Below are 21179 nucleotides of genomic sequence, written 5' to 3'. Positions count from 1 at the left end.
ACTGGAGAGAGAAAGACAATGGGCACTTTTTTCTACATGCTCCTGGCGTTCCTGGTAGGTGTGTTGGTTGGCTGGTTCATTTGGGGACGCCTGCGTGGCGAACTCGACAGTTTGCGCGGCGATCTAGACCGCACGCGCAGCGAACGCGACAGATTGCGGGCCGATAGCGACCGTCTGACCGGTGAGTTGGATGCATGCGGCCGCGCCCGCGCCGATCTCGAACGCCGGCTGGGCGAGGCGAAAACCACCCAGGCGCCAACCGCGAAGGCGGCAACAGCCAAGGCGCCAGCCGCCAAGACCGGCGCGACCAAAGCCGCGATGCAGGCGCCGTCAACGCTGATGTCGACATCCGCACCGGCTAAACCGGCGCCGAAGAAATCTGCAACGGCGAAGGCCGCGACCGCGCCACGCGCAAGTGCCGCGAAAACGGCAACGCCGAAACCGCCTGCATCGAAAGCGAGCGCCGCGCCGACGACCGCGCCAGCGGCAAGCAAGGCTGCGCCGGCGGCAAAGAAAGCCGCGACCGGCAAGGCAACAGCCACCGCGGCAGGCAAAGCCAACGATCTGCGTCGCCTGATCGGCATCGGCCCCACCAACGAGCGGCTGCTCAAAGGGCTTGGGGTCACGACCTATGCCCAGATCGCCGCCTGGACGCCCGACGATGTCAAGCGGATCGAGGCGACGTTGAATTTCGACGGCCGTATCGAACGTGAACGCTGGATCGAGCAGGCGAAACTGCTTGCCGCCGGCGACGAAAAGGAATTTGCGCGCCGCTTCCCGACCGCGGGAGAAGCCAGCAACACCTGATCCATCGCAGGCGGCATCTGGAACAAGGCGGCGCCCTCTGGCGCCGCATTTGTTTTTGCCGCCGCGCCTTTGCGTCTTGAGACGCCGCTCCCTCGATTGCACACGGTCGAGCCCCCATATAGATCGATCGCTGGTGACCGCAGCATCCGAGCCTTATGTCCCTGCCCCTGCCCTTTGCAATTTTCAGGAACGACGAGACCGCGCGGCAGCTCGTTTTCGACCGGCCGGCCGAGATAATCGCAGCGCATGGCGAGGCGGACTTTTTGCCTGCCCTGGAAGCCGCGCAGGTAGCACATGACGGCGGCAAATGGCTGGCCGGTTATTTCTCCTACGAGGCCGGTTACCTGCTCGAACCCAAGCTCGTTCCGCTGCTGCCGGCCGGCCGCCGCGCCCCGCTTTTCTGCCTCGGCGTGTTCGACGCGCCAGTCGAGGAGACGATCGCGCCAGGCGATCTGCCGGCTAGCAACGGCCCAATCTTCGACGCCAAGGCAGCCTGGTCTTCGGACGACTACGCCAAACGCTTTGCCAGGCTGCATGACCATATTCGCAAGGGCGACTGCTACCAGGGCAATCTGACCTTTCCGGTCCGCGCGCAATGGTCGGGCGATCCGCTGGCCGCCTTCAACGCGCTGACCGAACGCCAGCCGGTGAAGTATGGCGCGCTGGTCGCGCTCGGCGATCCGATCGTCTTGTCGCGTTCGCCCGAACTGTTCTTCGAGGTGGACGCGGAAGGCATGATCGAGACGCATCCAATGAAAGGCACTGCGCCGCGCGGCGCCACCAAGGCCGAGGACGATCGCCTGAAAGCGTTCTTGCGCAACGACGAGAAGAACCAGGCCGAGAACCGGATGATCGTCGATCTCCTGCGCAACGACATCTCACTGATCAGCGAGGTTGGCACGCTCGATGTGCCGGAGCTTTTTCGCATCGAGAGCTACCCGACGGTCCACCAGATGGTGAGCCGCGTGCGGGCAAAACTTTTGCCCGGCCTCGCCATCCGCCAGATTTTCGCCGCGCTGTTCCCCTGCGGTTCGATTACCGGCGCGCCGAAGATCCGCGCCATGGAGATCCTGCGCGAGCTGGAAGGTGGCCCGCGTGATGTCTATTGCGGCGCCATAGGCTGGATCGCGCCCGGCGGCCGGATGCGCTTTTCGGTGGCGATACGCACCATCTCGCTCTTTGCCAATGGCGAGGCGGTCTACAATGTCGGCGGTGGCGTCGTCTTCGATTCGACAGCCGAAGAGGAGTACCAGGAGTGTCTGCTGAAAGCCCGTTTCGCGACGGGAACACTGCCGATTTCGAACTGATCGAAACAATGCGCTGGGAACCCGGCTCGGGTTTCGTCCGTTTCGACCGCCATCTCGCGCGGCTTTACGGTTCGGCAAGCGAACTCGGCTTCGCCTGCGACCCGCAAAGGGTCGGCGAAGCGCTGATGAATGCGGTCGGCCGCCAGCACATCGCATTGCGCACTCGCCTCGTCCTGTCGCGCAAGGGCGAAGTGGCGGTGTCGGTGCAGCCCTACGAGCCGCTCGCCGCAGACAAGGTCTGGACCCTGCAGCTGGCGCGCGTGCGGCTTGATTCGAGCGACATGCTGCTGCGCTACAAGACCAGCGGCCGACAAACCTATACGCGCGCCCGCGCCGAATATCTCGCCAGCCGCGCCAACGAGGTGCTGCTCGCCAATGAGCGCGGCGAAATCTGCGAGGGCACGATCACCAACGTCTTTGCCGATTTCGGCGACGGCGTGCTGGCCACGCCGCGGCTCGATTGCGGCCTGCTGCCTGGCGTCCTGCGCGGCGAACTGCTGGATCAAGGCCGCGCCGGTGAAGCGGTCTACACGTGGAACGAACTGCAATCGGCCAAGGCGCTGTTCGTCGGCAACTCGCTGCGCGGATTGATCCCGGCGCGGCTGGGCTGAAGCATCTGGAGACAACAATGTTCGTGGTTTCGCTGAACTACAAGGTGCCGCTGACCGAGATCGACTGCCTGCAGCAAGCGCATGTCGAGTGGCTGAAGGCCTGCTATGCGCAAGGTATCTTTGTCGCCTCCGGGCCAAAGCGGCCAAGGACCGGCGGCATCATCATCGCGCGCGGTCCACGCGAGGAGCTCGATGCCAGACTGGCGGACGATCCCTTCGCCAAGGCAGGTGCCGCCGATTACGAAATCACCGAATTCACGGCGAGAATGGCCGCTGCCGCACTGGAAGCCTACAAAGAGGCATGAGTTTCCGCCCACCGACCCACACACCCTATGACGGCTCGTCGAAACTGTTCACCATCGGGCTGAAGCCGCTCAATCTCGATAGATGGATCGAGGTCGACGAATATCTGCTGCCCTATCTTGCCGAGAAATGCCGGCTTTACGCGGAAATTCCCGACAAGGTTTTTGTCGAGGAGCAAGCAACGCGCGACGCCCAGCGCGAAGTGCTCGATCTGGTCGGTGCGCATCTGGCGGCGAACTTTCCTGAGACCCACAGGCGTACCGCCGACGGGATCGAGGTGATCGGCGGCACCGACGATCTCGAAGGCTCGGGCACCGCAGCTTCTTTCAGCGATGCGCCGCTTGCCGCGGCCTCGTTGCTCGTCCAGGAAGATTTGATCCTGATGCGCCGCGACGAGAGCGGCTGGCGTCTGGCGGCCGGCTCGCTCTGCTTCCCCTCGTCATGGTCGCTGATCGAAAAATTCGGCAAGCCGCTGCAGCAGATCCACGCGCCGGTACCGGGTTTCGGCCCGGGCACACGCCCGGCCGATCTCATCAACCGCATGTTCGACGGCCTCCAGGGCCAAGCCGTCGAGCGCTACAACTGGTCGATCCAGGCGGGCGACGCGCTCTACCATCCGCTCTCCAACCTCGAACGCATCGACCGCGCCAGCTGTCGCCCGTCGAGATTCCCGGATGGCGACATCGACGCCCATGCCTTTATCCGCGTCGAACGGCAGACGCTGAGAAAGCTCCCCGTTTCGGGCGACGTACTCTTCACCATCCGCATCCATCTCGACCCGCTCGCCGTGCTGGAACGCCACCCCGACCGCGCGGCGCTCGCGGCGTCCTTGGCCGAACAACTTCTGGCGCTGGACGAGGCACAACTCGACTACAAGGGGATGACCGCCGACCGTGACCGGCTGGTCGCGTGGCTCAGGGCGCTAGTGCTGTCCTAAATCGCGGCCAGGCCCAGCAGCAGGATCGCGGACATTGCGGTAAAGACGGTGACGTTGACATCCCACCGCCAGCCCGCCGGTCCAAACGGCGGCCGGAACGGCGGATAGCCGTTCTCGTCATACAGCACGCCACCGTAGATCGGCCGCGAGAGCATGGCCGCGAAGAATGCTCCATACATAGCCGCGGCCAATCCCCCGGCGAGATAGAGCCGCTCGGCTTCGAGTTGTCCCTTGATCCAGATAAGTCCGAGCGCAATCAGCGCCACACCGGTGTAGCTCAGCACCTGCCAGACGACATGAAACCGGGCGTGTGGGGTCCACAACGGATTGGTTGCATGTGTGGCGTTGAAGTCGGCTTTGATCGTCGCTACGCCGTAGCCCACGGTCGCGACGCTTAGCAGAATTCGGGCAAGCAGATGACTATCGTAAGCGAGCTCCATCGCATTTTCCTCCCTTATGCAGGAACGACTTGAATGGCACCCTGGGCACAGAAGAGCTGCCCATCGGCCAGCCGCGCATAATTATGGACGATCCCCTTCTCGTGATCCTGCAACTGCACGATGAAGTTGCCGCTCTGCTCCGTCCAACTCGCGAGCACGAGATTCGGGCGTACGCTGGTCAGGTCGACCGTGACCACCTCGTCGATTTCGGTGGTCCCGATCGACGCCTGGATATGCAATTCCTGCGGCGAGAAAAACGTCAGCCGTGGTACGAAGGGGCCGAAAACGCAGTCGAAAGTCTTGCCGACGAGCGAAGCTGGAAAAGCATCGGTTTCTGCCATCATCCTCTCCTTGGGCATGGCGCTGCGGCCACGCCATTTGACGATTCTCAATGTCTAGTCGCAACAATCCTCCGAATATACGCTCTTGGAGCGCTCCAAGGAATACGATCCGCCTATTTCGGTTTTGAGTCAATAAAATTCTTGGAGCGCTCCAAAAAATGGTCTACCTCAGGAAAAACGAGTGAATCGCCAATGCCAACCCTAGCCGATGTCGGCAAGGCTGCCGGAGTTTCCCGGGGGACTGTCTCCAACGTCTTCAACCGGCCGGAGCTGGTTAGGCCCGAATTGCGCGAGCGCGTCGAAGCGGCCGCGCGAGCGCTCGGGTTTGGCGGCCCCGATCCGAAAGGACGATTGCTGCGGGACGGCAAGTTCAATGCCATCGGGTTCATGCCGCCTGGCGCCTACGCCATCTCCGAAGTGATGAGAAGCCCCTATGGCCGCGAGCTGGTGCTCGGCGTTTCGCTCGCCTGCGACGAGGCTGGAACGACGCTCAGCCTTGTAAACGGCACCGATGACACGCGCTTCGCCAGCATCCGCGATGCGCTGGTTGACGGCTTTATCCTTGGTCACAGCGCCGATATTGGTCTCATAATTTCGGTCCAGAGACGGCGTCTGCCCTTCGTCATTCTCGAAAGCGACGCAGGTCCCGACATCAATTCGATAAAGATCGACGGCTGGAGCGGCGCGGTAGCTGCCGTCCGGCATTTGACCGGGCTGGGGCACCGGCATTTTGCCATCCTTTCGGTGCGACGGACTCCCGGCCGACCGATTGTCCACATGCCCGGACAGGCAACGCGCCCGCTTCTGGCCGGCTTCCCGCTCGACGATGAAAGGCTCGACGGTTTCAAACAGGGTTTGGCGGAGGCGAATTTGTCGATCGACGATGTCCCGATCATCGAGACGATCCCAGGCGAGCCATCTGCCGGAGCAGTGGTGTTCGACAGGGCGCCTGAAGCAACCGCGATCCTGACCATGTCGGATTGGCAGGCGATCACAATACTGGACGAGGCGGTTCGCCGCGGCATCGACGTGCCGGGCCACGTATCGGTCGTTGGCTTCGATGGGACCGCTGAATCCGCACGCACCACGCCTCCGATGACCACTGTGGCGCAAGACGTGATCGGAAAAGGCAGGCTGGCCGCCCGAATGGTTCTTGACAATGAGGCCCCCCGCCAGGTCGTTCTGCCGGTAGAACTGGTGGTTCGAGCCTCCACGGCCGGGCCGAGGGCAAAAGTCCGCTGAAACGCGCGGATGCGCCATCCGCATCAGGGGCGGCGCTGGCAGCGTCTTTTCGCTAAGCAGCGTCTGGCACTGAACGGGGCACAACTTGACTATAAGGGCCTGACAGCCGACCGTGACTGTCGGCGGAAGACAACTGTAACTTGTGGCTTGGGGGAACAATGATCCAGCATCTTGGCAGGCCGGTCACGTTCATGGCCGCGATCCTGGTACTGTCGACAGCAGCTGAGGCGGAGCCGGTGACTTATGCCGGCAAGCTTGGAAAAAGCGATATCGTCGTCGAATTCACCGGCGACCCCGCGACCGCCGACGGCCCGCTGGCCGGCCGCTACTTCTACCGCTCGAAGGGCGTCGATATACCGCTGCAGGCCAGGTTGCAGAAGGGCAGCAAGTTCGAACTGGCCGAGGAGGAGGCATGCGGCGCCGATAATTGCGATGACGGAAAGGCCGCGCCGATCGCCGCTGTGTGGCGCCTGGCCTCATCCAGTAACGGCAAGACCCTTGAAGGCAGCTGGAACGGAAAGAAGGCGCTGCCGCTCAGATTGGAACGGGTCGCAAGTCGGCAAGTGACCGGGAACGAGCCCAGCACCCCGCTCGATCTCTACGATTTCAGCTTCATGAACTTCTTCGCCAATGACACGCCGCTCACTATGGAAACGTCCCCCTGTGACTATCTGCGGATGGACACTCAGCTCGATAACGGCAAGACGATTGGTTGGTCGGACGCAACCTACCGCTATGTCGTCGACCCTCGCACCAAATTCGCCACGCCGCGCATTGTCGAACTGTCCGGCAACGTTCCGATCGAGGCCGCGAATGCTCTGCTGCAAGACAGGCACTGGCGCGCAAACATCGGCGCACTGGGCTGCGTGGCGGCGCAATATGCCGGTTTCAACGAAGGCGGGCCGATTGACGGTAGGAACGACGGCACGCTCGGCGGCTATGAGGACAGCACATTCGAAGTGAGCTCGCTGACGTCGCGGCTGATGAGCTGGCGGGAGTCCGGCAGCATCTTCTGCGGCGGAGCGCATCCGACCAACTATTCGGACGCCTACATCATTGATGTGCGGCGCGGCGTCCTGCTTGGCCTTCAGGACATTTTCTCGGATACGGTGGATGGCAAGCCCGGTCCTTCCCTGGCCTCCTTCGTCAAGCAGCGGCGCAAGAAACCGATCGATCAGACCGATATCGATCACGAAGCCGAATGCGGCATGGACGATCTCATCGGCGAATATCTAGCGGTCAGCCTCTGGCGTGAGGGCGACAAGCAGGTTCTGGTTTTCGGGCTCCAGACCCTGCCGCATGCCATCCAGGCCTGCGCCGACGATCTGCTGGAACTGCCGGTCTCCGAGGCACGTGACCTCTTCAAGCCTGAATTCGCAAGACTGGTCGAGCCGTAGCCGGGATGGCGCGGTGTAACGCCGGCCGTCCGCTTTTCGCTTTATTGTGACAATGATCTATGGTTTGTCGCGCCGCGGCCAAGCCGCTGTTCCGAAGCGTTTTTTGAGGGAGTAATCGATAAATGGCGAATGAAAACTGGCCCGTTTACGGTGAGATCACCGGCCCTGTAGTGATGATCGGCTTCGGCTCGATCGGACGGGGAACGCTGCCGCTGATCGAGCGCCATTTCAAATTCGACAAGTCGCGCATGACGGTCATCGACCCGCGCGACGCCGACCGCAAATTGCTCGACGAGCGCGGCATCACTTTCATGCAGGATGCAGTGACCAAAAAGAACTACAAGAAGCTGCTGACACCGCTTTTGACCAATGGCGGCGGCCAGGGCTTTTGCGTCAACCTGTCGGTCGACACTTCCTCGCTTGAGCTGATGAAGCTCTGCCGCAAGCTTGGCGTCCTCTATATCGACACGGTGGTCGAACCCTGGCTCGGCTTTTATTTCGACGAGAAGGCCGACAACGCCTCACGCACCAACTATGCGCTGCGCGAGACCGTACGTACTGAAATCGCGAAGAACCCGGGCGGCACCACGGCGATCTCGTGCTGCGGCGCCAATCCGGGCATGGTCTCGTGGTTCGTCAAGCAGGCACTGGTCAATCTCGCCACAGATCTTGGCTTCGACTTCTCGGAACCCGCGCAGCACGATCGCGAAGGCTGGGCCAGGCTGATGAAGAAGGCCGGCGTCAAGGGCATCCATATCGCCGAGCGCGACACCCAGCGCACCAAGAAGCCCAAGCCGATGAACGTGTTCTGGAACACCTGGTCGGTCGAAGGCTTCATTTCGGAAGGGCTGCAGCCGGCCGAGCTCGGCTGGGGCACGCATGAGGCGTGGATGCCGAAGAACGCCAAAAGCCACAAGAACGGTTCGAAGGCCGCGATCTATCTGGAGCAGCCCGGCGCCAATACACGCGTGCGCACATGGTGTCCGACGCCCGGCCCGCAATACGGTTTCCTGGTGACACACAACGAAGCGATCTCGATTGCCGATTTTTTCACGCTGCGCGGCAAGAAGGGCAAGGTGCAATACCGGCCGACCTGCCATTACGCCTATCATCCCTGCAACGACGCCGTGCTGTCGCTGCACGAGATGTTCGGTGTCGCCGGCAAGGCTCAGCCCGTGCATCACGTGCTCGACGAAAATGAACTGGTCGATGGCGTCGACGAACTCGGCGTGCTGCTCTACGGCCACGCCAAGAACGCCTACTGGTACGGCTCGCAGCTGTCGCTGGCCGAGGCGCGCAAGCTGGCGCCCTATCAGAACGCCACCGGCATGCAGGTCACGTCGGCGGTGCTGGCCGGCATGGTCTGGGCGCTGGAAAATCCCGAGGCCGGCATCGTCGAAGCCGACGAGATGGATTACAAGCGCTGCCTCGACGTGCAGAACCCATATCTCGGGCCGGTCAGGAGCTATTATACCGACTGGACGCCGCTCGACAATCGGCCTGGTCTGTTTCCCGAGGATCTCGACACCAAAGACCCGTGGCAATTCCGCAACATCCTCGTTCGATAGCAGCGTTGCCTCGACACTCCGCCAGCTTGCAATCGCCCGGAAATCGGGCGATTGAAGAGGGGCGGCCTAGAGCGACGTGCGTCCATTTGGACGCACAAAGTACGCTCTAGCACTTTGAATGTGCGCATCGTGCTTTCCGAAAATCGGATCGATTTTGGGCCGATGCGAGAGGAGAGGATCTTGAAGATGACGATTGCGCAAAGACTGCTTTCGGCTGGCATTGCCGCGGCCGCTACGGTCGCGTTGGCGGCCTGCACGACAACCGGCCCAGGCGAGCCGCCGGTGATCACGGCCAAGGGGGTTGAAGGCTCCTGGATCGACGCGCAGGGCACGGGCTTGTCGACCTTCAAGGGCGGCAGCTTCGCGACCGTCGCCACCGATACCGGCCAGAAGCTTGCCGATGGCAGCTACACCATGACCGGCGGCACCTCGGTCGAGATCCATGGCACTTCGCTGATCCGCCAGACGCCAATCAGCTTCAACTGCTTGATGGTCTCCACCAGCCAGCTCAATTGCACCAGCGCGAGCGGACAGAATTTTGTGCTGACCAGGCGCACCTGAAATCCGATTCCGAATTTACTTTGCACAAGGGCGGCGGCTTCAAGCCGCCGTCTTCTTGCGCCGGCAAAGCTGATGCCGATTTCAGCTTGCATCGACTGAAACGCGATGTGAACATGGCCTGAGAGGGCTGTTACATCCCAGTCAAACAAGAGCGTTAACGCCACTGGTCAAGTCACCCGGGAGACGAGAATGAAGAAGATTGCTGCCATCGCCGCGCTGTCGGCATCGGCGCTTGGCCTGTCGGCTGGGGTATCCTTTGCCGACTACACGCTCAACATCCTGCACATCAACGACTGGCACAGCCGCATCGAGAGCAACAACAAGTACGAATCGACCTGCTCGGCCGAGGAGGAGACCAAGGGCGAATGCGTCGGCGGTGCCGCCCGCCTGGTCACCGCGATTGCGCAGGAGCGCAAGAAGCTGGAGGGCCAGAACGTGCTGCTGCTCAGCGCCGGCGACAATTTCCAGGGCTCGCTCTTCTACACGACCTACAAAGGCAAGACCGAAGGCGAATTCCTCAACCAGATGAAATTCGATGCCGAGGCTCTCGGCAACCATGAGTTCGACGATGGCGAGTCGGCGCTGGCGCCGTTTCTCGACATGATCCAGTTTCCGGTGCTCGGCGCCAATGTGAAGGCCAATGCGCAATCCAAGCTCGGCGACCGCGTCAAGCCGTCGATCGTGGTCGAGGTCGGCGGCCAGAAGATCGGCATCGTCGGCGCGGTCACCAACGACACGCCGGAGCTTGCCACCCCTGGCCCGAACATTGCCATCGAAGACGACGTCAAGTCGATCACCGCCGAGGTCGAGAAACTGAAGCGAGAGGGCGTCAACAAGATCATCGCGGTCACCCATATCGGCTACAAGCGCGAGCGCGACGTGATCGCCAAGATCCCGGGCATCGACGTGGTGGTCGGCGGCCACAGCCATTCGCTGCTGTCCAACACCGACCCCAAGGCGGAAGGCCCATATCCGACGATGGTCGACAATCCGGACGGTTACAAAGTGCCGGTCGTGCAGGCGGCGTCCTATTCGAAATATCTCGGCGAGTTCAAGGTCGTGTTCGACGACAACGGCGTCGTCAAGGAGGCAAGCGGCGATCCCATCCATCTCGACAAATCGATCACGCCCGACCCCGCCGTGCTTGCCCGCATCAAGGAACTCGGCGCGCCGATCGAGGCCTTGAAGAACAAGGAAGTCGCCGAGACCACCAAGGCGATCGACGGCAGTCGCGAAAACTGCCGCGCCCGCGAATGCGAGATGGGCAATCTGGTCTCCGACGCCGTCCTCGACCGGGTCAAGGGCCAAGGTGTCGAGATCGTCATCTCGAATGGCGGCGGCTTGCGCGCCTCCATCGACCAGGGCACCGTCACCATGGGCGAGGTTCTCACCGTCCTGCCGTTTCAGAACACGCTGGCGACCTTCCAGATCTCCGGCAAGGATTTGGTTGCCGGCCTCGAAAGCGGCCTCAGCCAGGTCGAGGACGGCGCCGGGCGCTTCCCGCAGGTTGCCGGCCTGAAATATGCGTTCGACAAATCGGCGCCGCCTAACGGACGCGTCAAATCGGTCGAGGTCATGGAAGGCGGCGCCTGGACGCCGATTAAGCCGGACAAGGATTACCTGGTCGCCACCAACAACTATGTCCGCCAGGGCGGCGACGGCTACAAGGTGTTCGCCGAGAAGGCCAAGAACGCCTATGATTACGGCCCAGGGCTGGAACAGGTCGTCGCCGACTACCTAGGCGCGCACCGGCCTTATACGCCGAAGCTCGACGGCCGCATCACCGAGATCGCCGCGACCGTGGCCCCGGCCGCAGAACCTGCCAACCCTGCCGAACCGCCAAAACCTGCTGAGGCTGCGCCTGCAAAGCCCGTTGAGCCGGCAATGCCCGAAATGCCGGCCGGCTCCGGCGACATTTCCAAGACGCCGCCGGCCGTCCCGGCTGAAACAGCGCCGGCACCCGCACCCGCCGAGCCGGCCCAGCCGGCGGCACCTGCGGCTCCGGCCGCACCGGCTCCGGCGACCCCTGCTCCGGCTGAGCCGGCACCGGCCGAAAGCAGCCATGTAATCGTCGCCGGCGATACCTATTGGGATCTCGCGGTGAAGGCTTATGGCGACGGCACCAAATGGAAAATAATCTCCGATGCCAACAAAGCCTACGAGCCACGCCGCCTTCCGGTCGGCGCAACCTTGACGATCCCGGCGGCCTCGAAGTAATCCGGCCGCAGGAACGCAATGCACCCGCCCGGCAGACCGGGCGGGTGTTGCATTTCTGGGATAAGGTGCGGCCAGACGCAGCATTTGAAAACCGGCGCGGCATCGCTACTTTCGCCGCGGCACCGTTGGTTCGCGGTGTTGGAGAACCTCATGACGCTTGCCAACCCTGCTGAAATCAACGCCGAGAAGACTGCCGCCTCGCCGTCGGCAGGGCGCCCTCTGGTCAGGACCGGCAAGGTCGGTGTCATGCTGATCAATCTCGGCACCCCGGACGGCACCGGCTTCAAGCCGATGTGGCGCTACCTCCGGGAGTTCCTGTCCGATCCGCGCGTCATCGAGCTCAACAAGGCGATCTGGTATCCGATCCTCTACGGCGTGGTCCTCACCACCCGGCCGAAGAAATCAGGGGCCAACTATGCCAGGATATGGAACCGGGAGCGCAACGAGTCGCCGCTGCGAACCTACACCCGCGCCCAGGCCGAGAAGCTCGGGCTCGCGCTCGGCGAGCTACCCAATGTCGTCGTCGACTGGGCGATGCGCTACGGCAACCCTTCGACCGAGAGCGTGGCCGAGAGACTGGTCGAGCAAGGCTGCGACCGCATCCTGTCTTTCCCGCTCTATCCGCAATATTCGGCGACGACGACTGCGACTGCCAACGACCAGCTGTTTCGCGCGCTGATGAAGATGCGCCGCGCCCCGGCCATTCGCAGCGTGCCACCCTATTACAACGAGCCGGCCTATATCGAGGCGCTCGCCCGTTCGATCGAAAAGCATCTGGCGAGCCTCGACTTCGAACCGGAAATTGTCATCGCTTCCTATCACGGCATTCCGAAACCCTATTCCGACAAGGGCGACCCCTACCAGGCCCATTGCCTCGAGACGACCCGACTGCTGCGCGAAAAGCTCGGCTGGGATGAAAACAAGCTGATTACCACCTTCCAGTCGCGCTTCGGCGCGCAGGAGTGGCTGCAGCCCTACACCGACAAGACGGTCGAAAGACTAGGGCGCGAAGGCGTGAAATCGGTCGCCATCGTCAATCCAGGATTTTCCGTCGACTGCATCGAGACGCTGGACGAGATCGGCAGGGAAGCGTCCGAGACCTTCCATCATGCCGGCGGCGAAAAGTTCGCACACATCCCTTGCCTCAACGACAGTGCCGAGGGCATGGCGGTGATCGAGGCGATGGTGCGGCGCGAGCTGTCCGGCTGGGCCTGAACAGATCACCCGTCTATGCACCCGCAATCCGTGATCACCTGATTGTAACATTGCTGAAACACACTTAAGTGTTTGATGGGAATCGGTCGCGTGGAATATCCAACATGGCCGGCCTTTGAGGGGAGAGCCAAATGGGTTTCAGTGGTTTTGATATCGCGCTTCTTGTTCTTGTCGCCCTTGTCGTGCTGGTGCTTATCAAGGGCATCCGAACAATTCCGCAAGGCTATAATTATACCGTCGAACGTTTTGGCCGTTACACCAAGACATTGAACCCAGGCCTCAACCTGATCGTGCCTTTCGTCGACCGTGTCGGCGCCAAGATGAACATGATGGAGCAGGTGCTCGACGTTCCGACGCAGGAGATCATCACCCGCGACAATGCCACCGTTGCCGTCGATGGCATCGCCTTCTATCAGGTGCTCAACGCGGCGCAGGCCGCCTACCAGGTCTCCGGCCTGCAGAATGCGATTCTCAATCTCACGATGACCAACATCCGCACCGTGATGGGCTCGATGGACCTCGACGAACTTTTGTCGAACCGCGACGCCATCAACGAGCGCCTGCTGCGCGTCGTTGACGAGGCGGCGCATCCCTGGGGCATCAAGATCACTCGTGTCGAGATCAAGGACATCAACCCGCCGGCCAATCTCGTCGAATCGATGGGCCGACAGATGATGGCCGAGCGCAATAAGCGCGCGCAGATCCTCGCCGCCGAAGGCCTCAAGCAATCGCAGATCCTGGAGGCCGAAGGCCGCAAGGAAGCCGCCTTCCGCGATGCCGAGGCGCGCGAGCGCTCGGCCGAGGCTGAAGCACGCGCCACGCAGGTGGTGTCGGAGGCGATTTCCAAAGGCGACGTGCAGGCGCTCAACTACTTCGTCGCGCTGAAATACACCGAAGCGCTGACCAAGATCGGCTCAGCGACAAATAGCAAGCTCGTGCTGATGCCGATGGAGGCCTCATCGCTGATCGGCACGCTCGGCGGTATTGGCGAAATCGCCAAGGAAGTTTTCCGAAGCGAAGGCACCGCCGGTGCCGCACGACGGGCCGCCCGCCCGCCGGTCGTTCGTCCGAGCGAAACCTGAGGCCACAGCCATGCTCGACCGCATTGTTTCCGAACTCGGCCCGTGGAGCTGGATGGTCCTCGGCTTCGTCCTGCTGGTAATGGAGGTCATCGCGCCGGGCATTTTCATGCTGTGGATCGGCATTGCCGCGCTGTTGATCGGCGTCGTCTCACTGCTCATCTGGGATGCCGGTTTCTGGACCTGGCAAGTCCAGGTCCTCGCCTTCCTCGCGCTGTCGCTGGTCTCGGCCTATGTCGGCAAGCGGCTGGTGGGCGGGCGCCATGATGAAACCGACCAGCCCCTGCTCAACCGTCGCGGCGCACAGATGGTCGGCCGGACGGCGACCCTTGCCGAGCCGATCAAGGACGGGCGCGGCCGCATAAAGCTGGGCGACACGTTGTGGCGCGTCTCCGGCCCTGACCTGCCGGCCGGCACGCAAGTGCGCGTGACGGGCGCCGCTGATACCGACCTGGAACTGACGGTCGAGGCGGTCTAGAAGCCCGCTAGGCAGCACCGATGCGCAGCAGGTCGTGCAGATGGACGAGCCCGATCGGCCGCCTGCCTTCGACCACCATCAGGCTGGTGATAGCCGAGTCGTTGATCGTCTGCAGCGCCGTCGCAACAAGCGTGTCGGGCGCGGCCATTTTCGGCTCTCTGGTCATCACCTGATCGACGCTCATTGCCAGGAGATCGCTGCCGATATGGCGCCTGATGTCGCCATCGGTGATGATGCCGATCAGCTTGCCGTCCGCGGCAGTCACGGCCACGCAGCCAAACCCCTTGCGCGACAATTCGAGGATTGCCTCGCGCATGCCGGTACCTGACGACACCAGCGGCAGCCTGTCGCCGACATGCATGATCTCGCGGATCTGCGTCAGGTTGGCTCCGAGCTGGCCGCCGGGATGGAACGTGCGGAAATGGTCCGGGGTGAAGCCGCGTGCCTCGAGGAGCGCGATGGCCAGCGCATCGCCCATCACCATTTGCAATAGTGTCGAGGTCGTCGGCGCAAGCCCGTGTGGGCAGGCTTCCGGTGCTCGCGGCAGCAGAAGCACAACGTCGGCCGCGCGCGCCAGAGCCGATTTTTCACCCGCGGTGACCGCGACCAGCGGGATCGAGAAGCGCCTCGAATAGGCGATGATGCCCTTGAGCTCCAGGCTTTCGCCCGACCACGAAAGCGCGATTATGGCGTCGTTTCTGGCGATCATGCCAAGGTCGCCGTGATTGGCTTCGGCAGGGTGGACGAAGAAGGCCGGCGTGCCGGTCGAGGCGAGCGTTGCGGCGATCTTCGAGCCGATATGGCCGCTTTTGCCGACCCCGGTGACGATGACGCGGCCATCGATCTGCGACACCATGCCGACGGCTCGTGCGAACGGCTCGGCCAGCCCGTTTTCGAGAGCGTCTGCCAGTGCCGCGACGCCGGCCTGCTCCGTCGCCACGGTTCTCAGCGCCGAGGCAATCGCGGCCTGCCCGTCATGCCGCTTCCTGTCTGGGGATTTCACGTCCATGGACGATGCGATTAGCGCTTCGGCGCGCGCCTGTCCAACGGAATTGCCGTCCCGAACCTCCTGACGGGCCATGCCTCAACGCTCCGTTAACCATCCCCATTTACGGTTTCGTAAGTATGGCGCGCGTGCGCCGCGCAAGCAGTGGTGCCGATGTCCGGGTTTCAGCCTCAAAACAAAATGGGACGAAAGGGCAAGGCGGTCTGCGCTTTGCTGCTGGCAACCAGTGTCTTTGCGTTGTCGCGGCCGGCACTGCTTTGCGCCCAGGAAACCGAGCTGCGTGGCGAGGTTTCGGAATCGACAATCCTGGACGACCAGCAGTACACGATCAGGCAATCGAGCATAGCCGGAACCCAAGCCGCGCAGGCTGCTGCAACCGCCAACGACAATACGCCGCTGCCTACCTATCGCCCGGCCAGCCAAGGGGCGTTGCCTGACGACGGCACGGACGAAGCGGCCGCAACCGGCGGCACTTTCGATCAACCAGCGGCCAGCGGCGACCCATTTCCCGACAACCCTGCTCCGCCCCCCCGACGGCGGCCAAGCGCGACGCAACGCGCCGCCAATGCGGCCAACGCCGAAGACGAGACCGCTGACAGCCAGAAGCGCAAGAGAACCGCGACTGCAGCCGCGGCGGCGACCGACGACACCGATACCGCCGCCATAGACGAGCAGGATACGGTCAACCGCCGTGCCGTCACCATCGATTCCGCCGAGAGGCTCAAGCTCGACCCTGGCGCCGAGCGCACCGAAGCCATCGAAGGCCAGGACAAGAAGAACGAGGACGACCCGTTCGCCGCCACCGGCATCAAGCTCGGCTCCTTCGTGATCCGGCCGACGCTCGAGCAAGGCCTGACGTCTTCGACAAACGCCGATTCGAGCAGCCTCGGCAAGCCGGCCTTGCTGTCGGAAACGACGCTGCGCTTCAACGCCGTCTCCGACTGGCGGGAGAATTCGGCGACGGTTGAGGGCTATGGCATCTTCCGCGAAACCTTGTCCGGCTATGACATTCACGAGGCGCAAGGCCGCGTCGACGGCACACTCAACATCGATCTCGACAATGATCTGCGCGCCATCGCCAAGCTGGGCTATGAGGCCTTGCCCGAATCGGCCTCGGCGCCGGACGCGGTCGTCGGCGCCGTTGGCCAGCCGGTGCGCCAGACCGTGAACGGCAGTCTCGCCGTCGAGAAGGATGCCGGCAAAATGCGCTTCGCGCTGACCGGCGCGGTCGAGCACGACATCTTTGGCGACGCCAAGCTTTCGTCGGGCGGATCGCTGTCGCAGAAGGGCCGCGACTCGACGCTCTACACGGCCATTTTGCGTACCGGTTACGAGATCTCGCCTGCCATCACCCCGTTCACCGAAATCGAGATCGGCCGGCGCGCTTATGATTTGCGCGTCGATCCAAACGGCTTCCAGCGCTCCTCGACCAGGCTTGGCGCACGGGCCGGCGTCGAGCTCGATCTCCGCGAGAAGCTTAGCGGCGAGTTCTCGGTCGGCTGGCTGCGCGAAGCTATCGACGACGATGCCCTGCCGGCTATTTCGGGCGCGACGGTCAATGCCGATCTCAAATGGTCGCCGGAACGCGGCACCACGATCGGGCTCACCGCACAGACGACCGCCGAGAACACGACGAATGCGGGCGAAAGCGGCGACATGCTCTATTCCGGCAGCCTCACCGGCGAGCGGCAGATCCGCGCCAACCTGACCGGAAATGCCGCTCTCGGCCTTGAATGGCGCGACTATACCGGCTCCGACGATCACGATTTAACGCTGAGCGCCGAGGCTGCGCTGACGTGGTGGCTGAACCGCTACACCGGGCTCACCACCCGCGCCAGGACTGAAAAACTGACCAGCAACCTGGTTGGGCGCGACTACACGGCCAACAGTATCTTCGTCGGCTTGAAGTTGCAGCGCTAAATGCATGTCGCGCAAAAGTGTGCAGCGGTTTTGCGATAACGACTTGCGTAAAACAAGAACCTAAAGCGCGTCGCATGAGGCCGGTCGAACGCGGCGCGCTTTAGCCGATCAGCGCGGCAACCGGTGTTGAAACTACAAGGCTACGCCGCGGCGTTCTGGCGGCGCGAGTTCGTCGAGAAGCGTGCGAATGACACCGGCCATGCTGGCATTCATGTCTCTGCGCCACAGTGCGAAGGCAACGTTGGCCTCGACGAAGCCTTCGGGCGAGCCGCAGTCGAACGTTCGCCCGCGGTAGTGGTAGCCGTAGAAGGGCTGTTGCTTCTGCAGCTTCAGCATTGCATCGGTGAGCTGGATCTCGTTGCCGGCGCCTTTTTCCTGACCTTCGAGTATCTTGAATATCTCCGGCTGCAGGATATAGCGCCCGTTGATGTAGAGGTTCGACGGCGCCGTGCCGGTCTTCGGCTTTTCCACCATGCCGGTGATGCGGAAACCGTGATGCGCGTCCTCGCCGCGGCCGACAATGCCGTATTTGTGCGCCTCGGCCGGATCGCATTCCTGCACGGCGACGATGTTGTTGCCGGTCTCGGCGTAAAGCTCGACCATGTCCTTCATGCAGCTTTTTTCCGACTGCATGATCATGTCGGGCAACAGCAGCGCAAAGGGCTCGTCGCCGACGAGCTCGCGCGCGCACCAGACGGCGTGACCAAGGCCGAGCGGTACCTGCTGGCGGGTGAAGCTGGTCTGCCCCGGCGCCGGCTGCAGCCGCTGCAGGCGGGCGAGCTGGTCGTCCTTGCCGCGCTGCGCAAGCGTGTCGTAGAGCTCGAACTGGACATCGAAGTGATCCTCGATGACCGCCTTGTTGCGGCCGGTCACAAAGATGAAATGCTCGATCCCGGCTTCGCGCGCCTCATCGACCACATACTGGATGACCGGCCTGTCGACGACCGTCAGCATTTCCTTGGGAATGGCCTTGGTGGCGGGGAGAAAGCGCGTGCCGAGACCGGCAACCGGGAACACTGCCTTGCGAACTCTCTTCATGTGCCAATTATCCATTTGCATGCCTGTTCGGCAATCCCGATTCGAGACATTTTCATGCCGAAATCGAGGATTACTGAACGGCGGGTCAGAAATCTCAGCTGGTAAAGCATTGACGCATCTTTTCACCCCGGACGGCACCTATGGTAAACCAAATGCTAACCGGGTTCGGCGATGAATAGTCTTCCTGAGATGAAGAAGGAGGGAAAGATGTCCGTTCGCAACGCCGCAAGGCGCTTCACCAGCGTCCTGACGGCCGCCAGCCTCTCGTTTGCCTTGCTCATGCCCAGCGGGCCGGCTTTTGCCGATGCCGGCTTCCGCCAATGGGTCGCCAGCTTCCGTGCTACCGCCGTGGCGAGCGGCGTTTCCGGCTCCGTCTACGACCAGGCATTCAAGGGCATCAACGATGCTGACCCGGTGGTGCTGGAAAAGGCCCGTACTCAACCCGAATTCACCGCACCCGCCTGGGATTATTTCGATAACCGCGTCCATGACCAGTCGGTCGCCGTCGGCCAGCAGATGGCAAGGAAATGGAAGCCTTGGCTGGACAGGATCGAGGCAAGATACGGCGTCGACCGCTACATCCTGCTGGCCATCTGGTCTATGGAATCGAACTACGGCGAAACTCTCAAGCGCGATGATATCATGCGCAATGTCGTGCGCTCGCTGGCGACGCTTGGTTATGCCGATCCGAAGCGAGCGAAATTTGCCCGCACCCAGCTGATCGCGGCGCTGAAGATCCTGCAGACCGGCGACATCGACGAAAGCCATCTCAGCGGCTCATGGGCCGGCGCGATGGGCCATACCCAGTTCATCCCCACCAGCTACCAGTCCTATGCGGTTGATATGGACGGCAACGGCAAGCGCGACATCTGGAATTCGATTCCCGACGCACTGGCGACAGCCGCGAATTTGCTGAGGAAGAACGGCTGGCAGGCAGGCAAGACCTGGGGTTATGAGGTCAGCCTTCCGGACGGCAAGAAGCTGCCCGGAGGCTCGAAGTCGCTGTCGCAATGGCAGGCGCTGGGGGTCAGCCGTGCCAACGGCAAGCCGTTCAAGAACGGTGCGGACAAGGCGACGTTGAAGCTGCCCGGCGGCAGCGGCGGGCCGGCCTTCCTGATGATCAAGAATTTCTCCGTCATCAAGCGTTACAACAATGCCGACAAATATGCGCTCGCCGTGGGCCTTCTTGCCGACGAAATCGCCGGCTATGGCGGGCTTGTGCAGGACTGGAAGCGACCGTTTACCAAGCTCTCCTTCGAGGAAAGGCAGGAGCTTCAGAAGCGACTTTCCGAGCACGGCTATTACGACGGCAAGTTCGACGGCAAGATCGGTGACGGATCGAAAACCGCCATCATGGCCTTCCAGGCAAAGGCCGGCTTGACCCAGGACGGATATCCGAGCAAGGAAGTGCTCAAATGGCTCAGGCAGAACTAGAGCCGGTTGCGGGATGGAGAGGGTGATTGGTTTCGGCTGCGCGCATCCGGTTAATCGTTCGTCGCGTGCCGATCCTGGTTCTGGCGATCGCCGTTCTGGCAGTCGGCGCCGCCAGTGCCTTTCATACCTCGGCCATGGCGCAGGAGCCGGAAAGTCGTGGCTGGTCGCTGCGCGACCTGTTGTTTCCGCGCAGAAGCGAGCGGTTTGAGCAGCCGCCGCCCGAATTCCAGAGAGAATTCCAGAGAACAAAGCCCAGGCCCAAGCTGAGAAAGCCCCGGTCAGTTCGCCGGCCGCCGCCGGCCGAGCCGACAACCCCGGTGGCCGAGAAGGCGCCGGATGCACGCGTCGTTCTGGTGGTCGGCGATTTCATGGCGTCTGGGCTGGCTGAGGGGCTCGACGCCGCCTTTGCCGAGAACACTGGCGTCAGGATCGTCGTCCGTGCCAACGGATCGTCCGGCTTCGTGCGTGACGATGTCTACAACTGGCCAGAACAGGTCAAGTCGCTGATCGCTGCCGAAAAACCGGCAGCCGTCGTCGTCATGCTCGGATCCAACGACCGGCAGCAGATGCGCGTCGGCGATGTACGCGAGCAGCCGCGATCCGAAAACTGGACCAAGGAATACGAGCGCCGGACCGAAGCGTTCGGCAAGGCCATCGCAGCAACCAAGGTGCCGTATCTGTGGGTTGGCATGCCGGCCTTCCGGGTCTCGAAAATGACCTCCGACATGCTGGCCTTCAACGACATCTTCCGCTCGTCCGCCGAAAGCCACGGCGGCGAATTCGTCGACGTCTGGGACGGGTTCGTCGACGAGAACGGCGCCTTCATCACCAGCGGACCGGACATCAACGGCCAATCGGTGCGCCTGCGTTCCGACGACGGCATCAACATGTCGAAGGCCGGCAAGCGCAAGCTCGCCTTCTATACCGAAAAGCCGCTGATGAAGATCCTTGGGCTGGCCGCGCCGGGAAGCGTGGTGACAGCGTCTGCCCCGGCCGGCGCTCCCGTCGAGGCGCCGTCACCTGCTGCCGCACCGATAGCTGTCGATCGCACCGCGCCGATGCTGCTCAGCGATCCGGCGCTGGACGGCGGCTCGGAACTTCTCGGCGCCGCCCCGCCGGCAAAAGCTGACAAGAATTTGCCGGGCGAAAGGCTGATCGTCGAGGGCAAGGCGCCCGACGCCTCACCGGGCCGCGCCGATGACTTCTCCTGGCCGCCCAAGACACAACCTGCGACGGCGGCCGCATCCGATACGACGACGGCGATCCGCCAGTAAACAG

General features: G+C 62.6%; 20 protein-coding genes. 16 read left to right on the top strand and 4 right to left on the bottom strand.

The window, feature by feature from the left end; genetic code table 11:
* Positions 1-18 precede the first annotated feature (18 nt).
* The 5 genes from NKJ91_RS00855 (at position 19) to NKJ91_RS00835 (ending at position 3965) form a co-directional block, all read left to right on the top strand.
* Entirely contained in the window at positions 19-807 is a 789-nt protein-coding gene (locus tag NKJ91_RS00855) for a helix-hairpin-helix domain-containing protein (protein ID WP_352454075.1), read from the top strand.
* A gap of 155 nt (positions 808-962) precedes the next feature.
* Positions 963-2114 carry an aminodeoxychorismate synthase component I gene (locus NKJ91_RS00850; protein ID WP_352454074.1) on the top strand — a complete coding sequence of 384 codons (1152 nt, stop codon included), beginning with the start codon at positions 963-965 and terminating at the stop codon, positions 2112-2114.
* On the top strand, positions 2063-2725 hold the full coding sequence (locus NKJ91_RS00845; RefSeq protein ID WP_352454073.1) for an aminotransferase class IV family protein: 663 nt from the start codon (positions 2063-2065) through the stop codon (positions 2723-2725). The genes NKJ91_RS00850 and NKJ91_RS00845 overlap by 52 nt, the downstream gene beginning before the upstream one ends.
* A 17-nt stretch (positions 2726-2742) precedes the next feature.
* Positions 2743-3030, top strand: coding sequence for a YciI family protein (locus tag NKJ91_RS00840; RefSeq protein WP_352454072.1), 288 nt, complete (start codon positions 2743-2745; stop codon positions 3028-3030).
* Positions 3027-3965 (top strand): heme-dependent oxidative N-demethylase family protein, encoded by a 939-nt coding sequence (locus NKJ91_RS00835; protein ID WP_352454071.1) that lies wholly within the window; start codon positions 3027-3029, stop codon positions 3963-3965. Before NKJ91_RS00840 ends, NKJ91_RS00835 begins: the two co-directional genes overlap by 4 nt.
* Here NKJ91_RS00835 and NKJ91_RS00830 read toward each other — a convergent pair.
* Positions 3962-4405, bottom strand: a complete 444-nt coding sequence (locus NKJ91_RS00830; RefSeq protein WP_352454070.1) for a DUF6640 family protein — start codon at positions 4403-4405, stop codon at positions 3962-3964. The two genes, NKJ91_RS00835 and NKJ91_RS00830, sit on opposite strands and share 4 nt — an antisense overlap.
* A gap of 14 nt (positions 4406-4419) precedes the next feature.
* Complete coding sequence (locus NKJ91_RS00825) at positions 4420-4746, bottom strand: MoaF-related domain-containing protein (protein WP_352454069.1); 327 nt, start codon at positions 4744-4746, stop codon at positions 4420-4422.
* 192 nt (positions 4747-4938) lie between these two features.
* Here NKJ91_RS00825 and NKJ91_RS00820 point away from each other — a divergent pair, with 192 nt between their 5' ends.
* The 8 genes from NKJ91_RS00820 (at position 4939) to NKJ91_RS00785 (ending at position 14503) form a co-directional block, all read left to right on the top strand.
* Entirely contained in the window at positions 4939-5988 is a 1050-nt protein-coding gene (locus NKJ91_RS00820) for a LacI family DNA-binding transcriptional regulator (protein WP_352454068.1), read from the top strand.
* 158 nt (positions 5989-6146) lie between these two features.
* Positions 6147-7385, top strand: coding sequence for a hypothetical protein (locus NKJ91_RS00815; protein WP_352454067.1), 1239 nt, complete (start codon positions 6147-6149; stop codon positions 7383-7385).
* A 122-nt stretch (positions 7386-7507) separates the two neighbouring features.
* Positions 7508-8953 (top strand): homospermidine synthase, encoded by a 1446-nt coding sequence (locus tag NKJ91_RS00810; RefSeq protein WP_023675395.1) that lies wholly within the window; start codon positions 7508-7510, stop codon positions 8951-8953.
* 186 nt (positions 8954-9139) lie between these two features.
* The gene (gene omp10, locus NKJ91_RS00805) at positions 9140-9514 is read left to right on the top strand and encodes an outer membrane lipoprotein Omp10 (protein ID WP_023720183.1); all 375 of its coding nucleotides are present in this window, start codon (positions 9140-9142) and stop codon (positions 9512-9514) included.
* Between the two features lie 189 nt (positions 9515-9703).
* Positions 9704-11731: a 5'-nucleotidase C-terminal domain-containing protein gene (locus NKJ91_RS00800; RefSeq protein ID WP_352454066.1), complete on the top strand. Its 2028-nt coding sequence runs from the start codon at positions 9704-9706 to the stop codon at positions 11729-11731.
* A 150-nt stretch (positions 11732-11881) separates the two neighbouring features.
* Positions 11882-12946, top strand: coding sequence for a ferrochelatase (gene hemH, locus NKJ91_RS00795; protein ID WP_352454065.1), 1065 nt, complete (start codon positions 11882-11884; stop codon positions 12944-12946).
* A gap of 131 nt (positions 12947-13077) precedes the next feature.
* Positions 13078-14028 (top strand): SPFH domain-containing protein, encoded by a 951-nt coding sequence (locus NKJ91_RS00790; RefSeq protein ID WP_023675391.1) that lies wholly within the window; start codon positions 13078-13080, stop codon positions 14026-14028.
* Positions 14029-14038: 10 nt separating this feature from the next.
* Positions 14039-14503: an NfeD family protein gene (locus NKJ91_RS00785; RefSeq protein WP_352454064.1), complete on the top strand. Its 465-nt coding sequence runs from the start codon at positions 14039-14041 to the stop codon at positions 14501-14503.
* A 7-nt stretch (positions 14504-14510) separates the two neighbouring features.
* On the opposite strand, the gene NKJ91_RS00780 is transcribed toward NKJ91_RS00785, so the two are convergent.
* Positions 14511-15512 (bottom strand): KpsF/GutQ family sugar-phosphate isomerase, encoded by a 1002-nt coding sequence (locus NKJ91_RS00780; RefSeq protein WP_023675389.1) that lies wholly within the window; start codon positions 15510-15512, stop codon positions 14511-14513.
* Between the two features lie 177 nt (positions 15513-15689).
* On the opposite strand from NKJ91_RS00780, the gene NKJ91_RS00775 reads away from it, so the two are divergent.
* Positions 15690-17429 carry an outer membrane beta-barrel protein gene (locus NKJ91_RS00775; protein ID WP_502903541.1) on the top strand — a complete coding sequence of 580 codons (1740 nt, stop codon included), beginning with the start codon at positions 15690-15692 and terminating at the stop codon, positions 17427-17429.
* Between the two features lie 132 nt (positions 17430-17561).
* Here NKJ91_RS00775 and galU read toward each other — a convergent pair whose 3' ends face one another.
* Complete coding sequence (gene galU / locus NKJ91_RS00770) at positions 17562-18467, bottom strand: UTP--glucose-1-phosphate uridylyltransferase GalU (RefSeq protein WP_352454062.1); 906 nt, start codon at positions 18465-18467, stop codon at positions 17562-17564.
* A gap of 207 nt (positions 18468-18674) precedes the next feature.
* On the opposite strand from galU, the gene NKJ91_RS00765 reads away from it, so the two are divergent.
* Complete coding sequence (locus NKJ91_RS00765) at positions 18675-19901, top strand: lytic murein transglycosylase (RefSeq protein WP_352454061.1); 1227 nt, start codon at positions 18675-18677, stop codon at positions 19899-19901.
* A gap of 26 nt (positions 19902-19927) precedes the next feature.
* Positions 19928-21175, top strand: a complete 1248-nt coding sequence (locus NKJ91_RS00760; RefSeq protein ID WP_352454060.1) for an SGNH/GDSL hydrolase family protein — start codon at positions 19928-19930, stop codon at positions 21173-21175.
* The last annotated feature ends 4 nt before the right edge of the window (positions 21176-21179 follow it).

It is taken from the genome of Mesorhizobium sp. M0040 (assembly GCF_040323505.1).
Lineage (GTDB): Bacteria > Pseudomonadota > Alphaproteobacteria > Rhizobiales > Rhizobiaceae > Mesorhizobium.
This window is presented reverse-complemented; position numbering and strand designations above follow the sequence as displayed.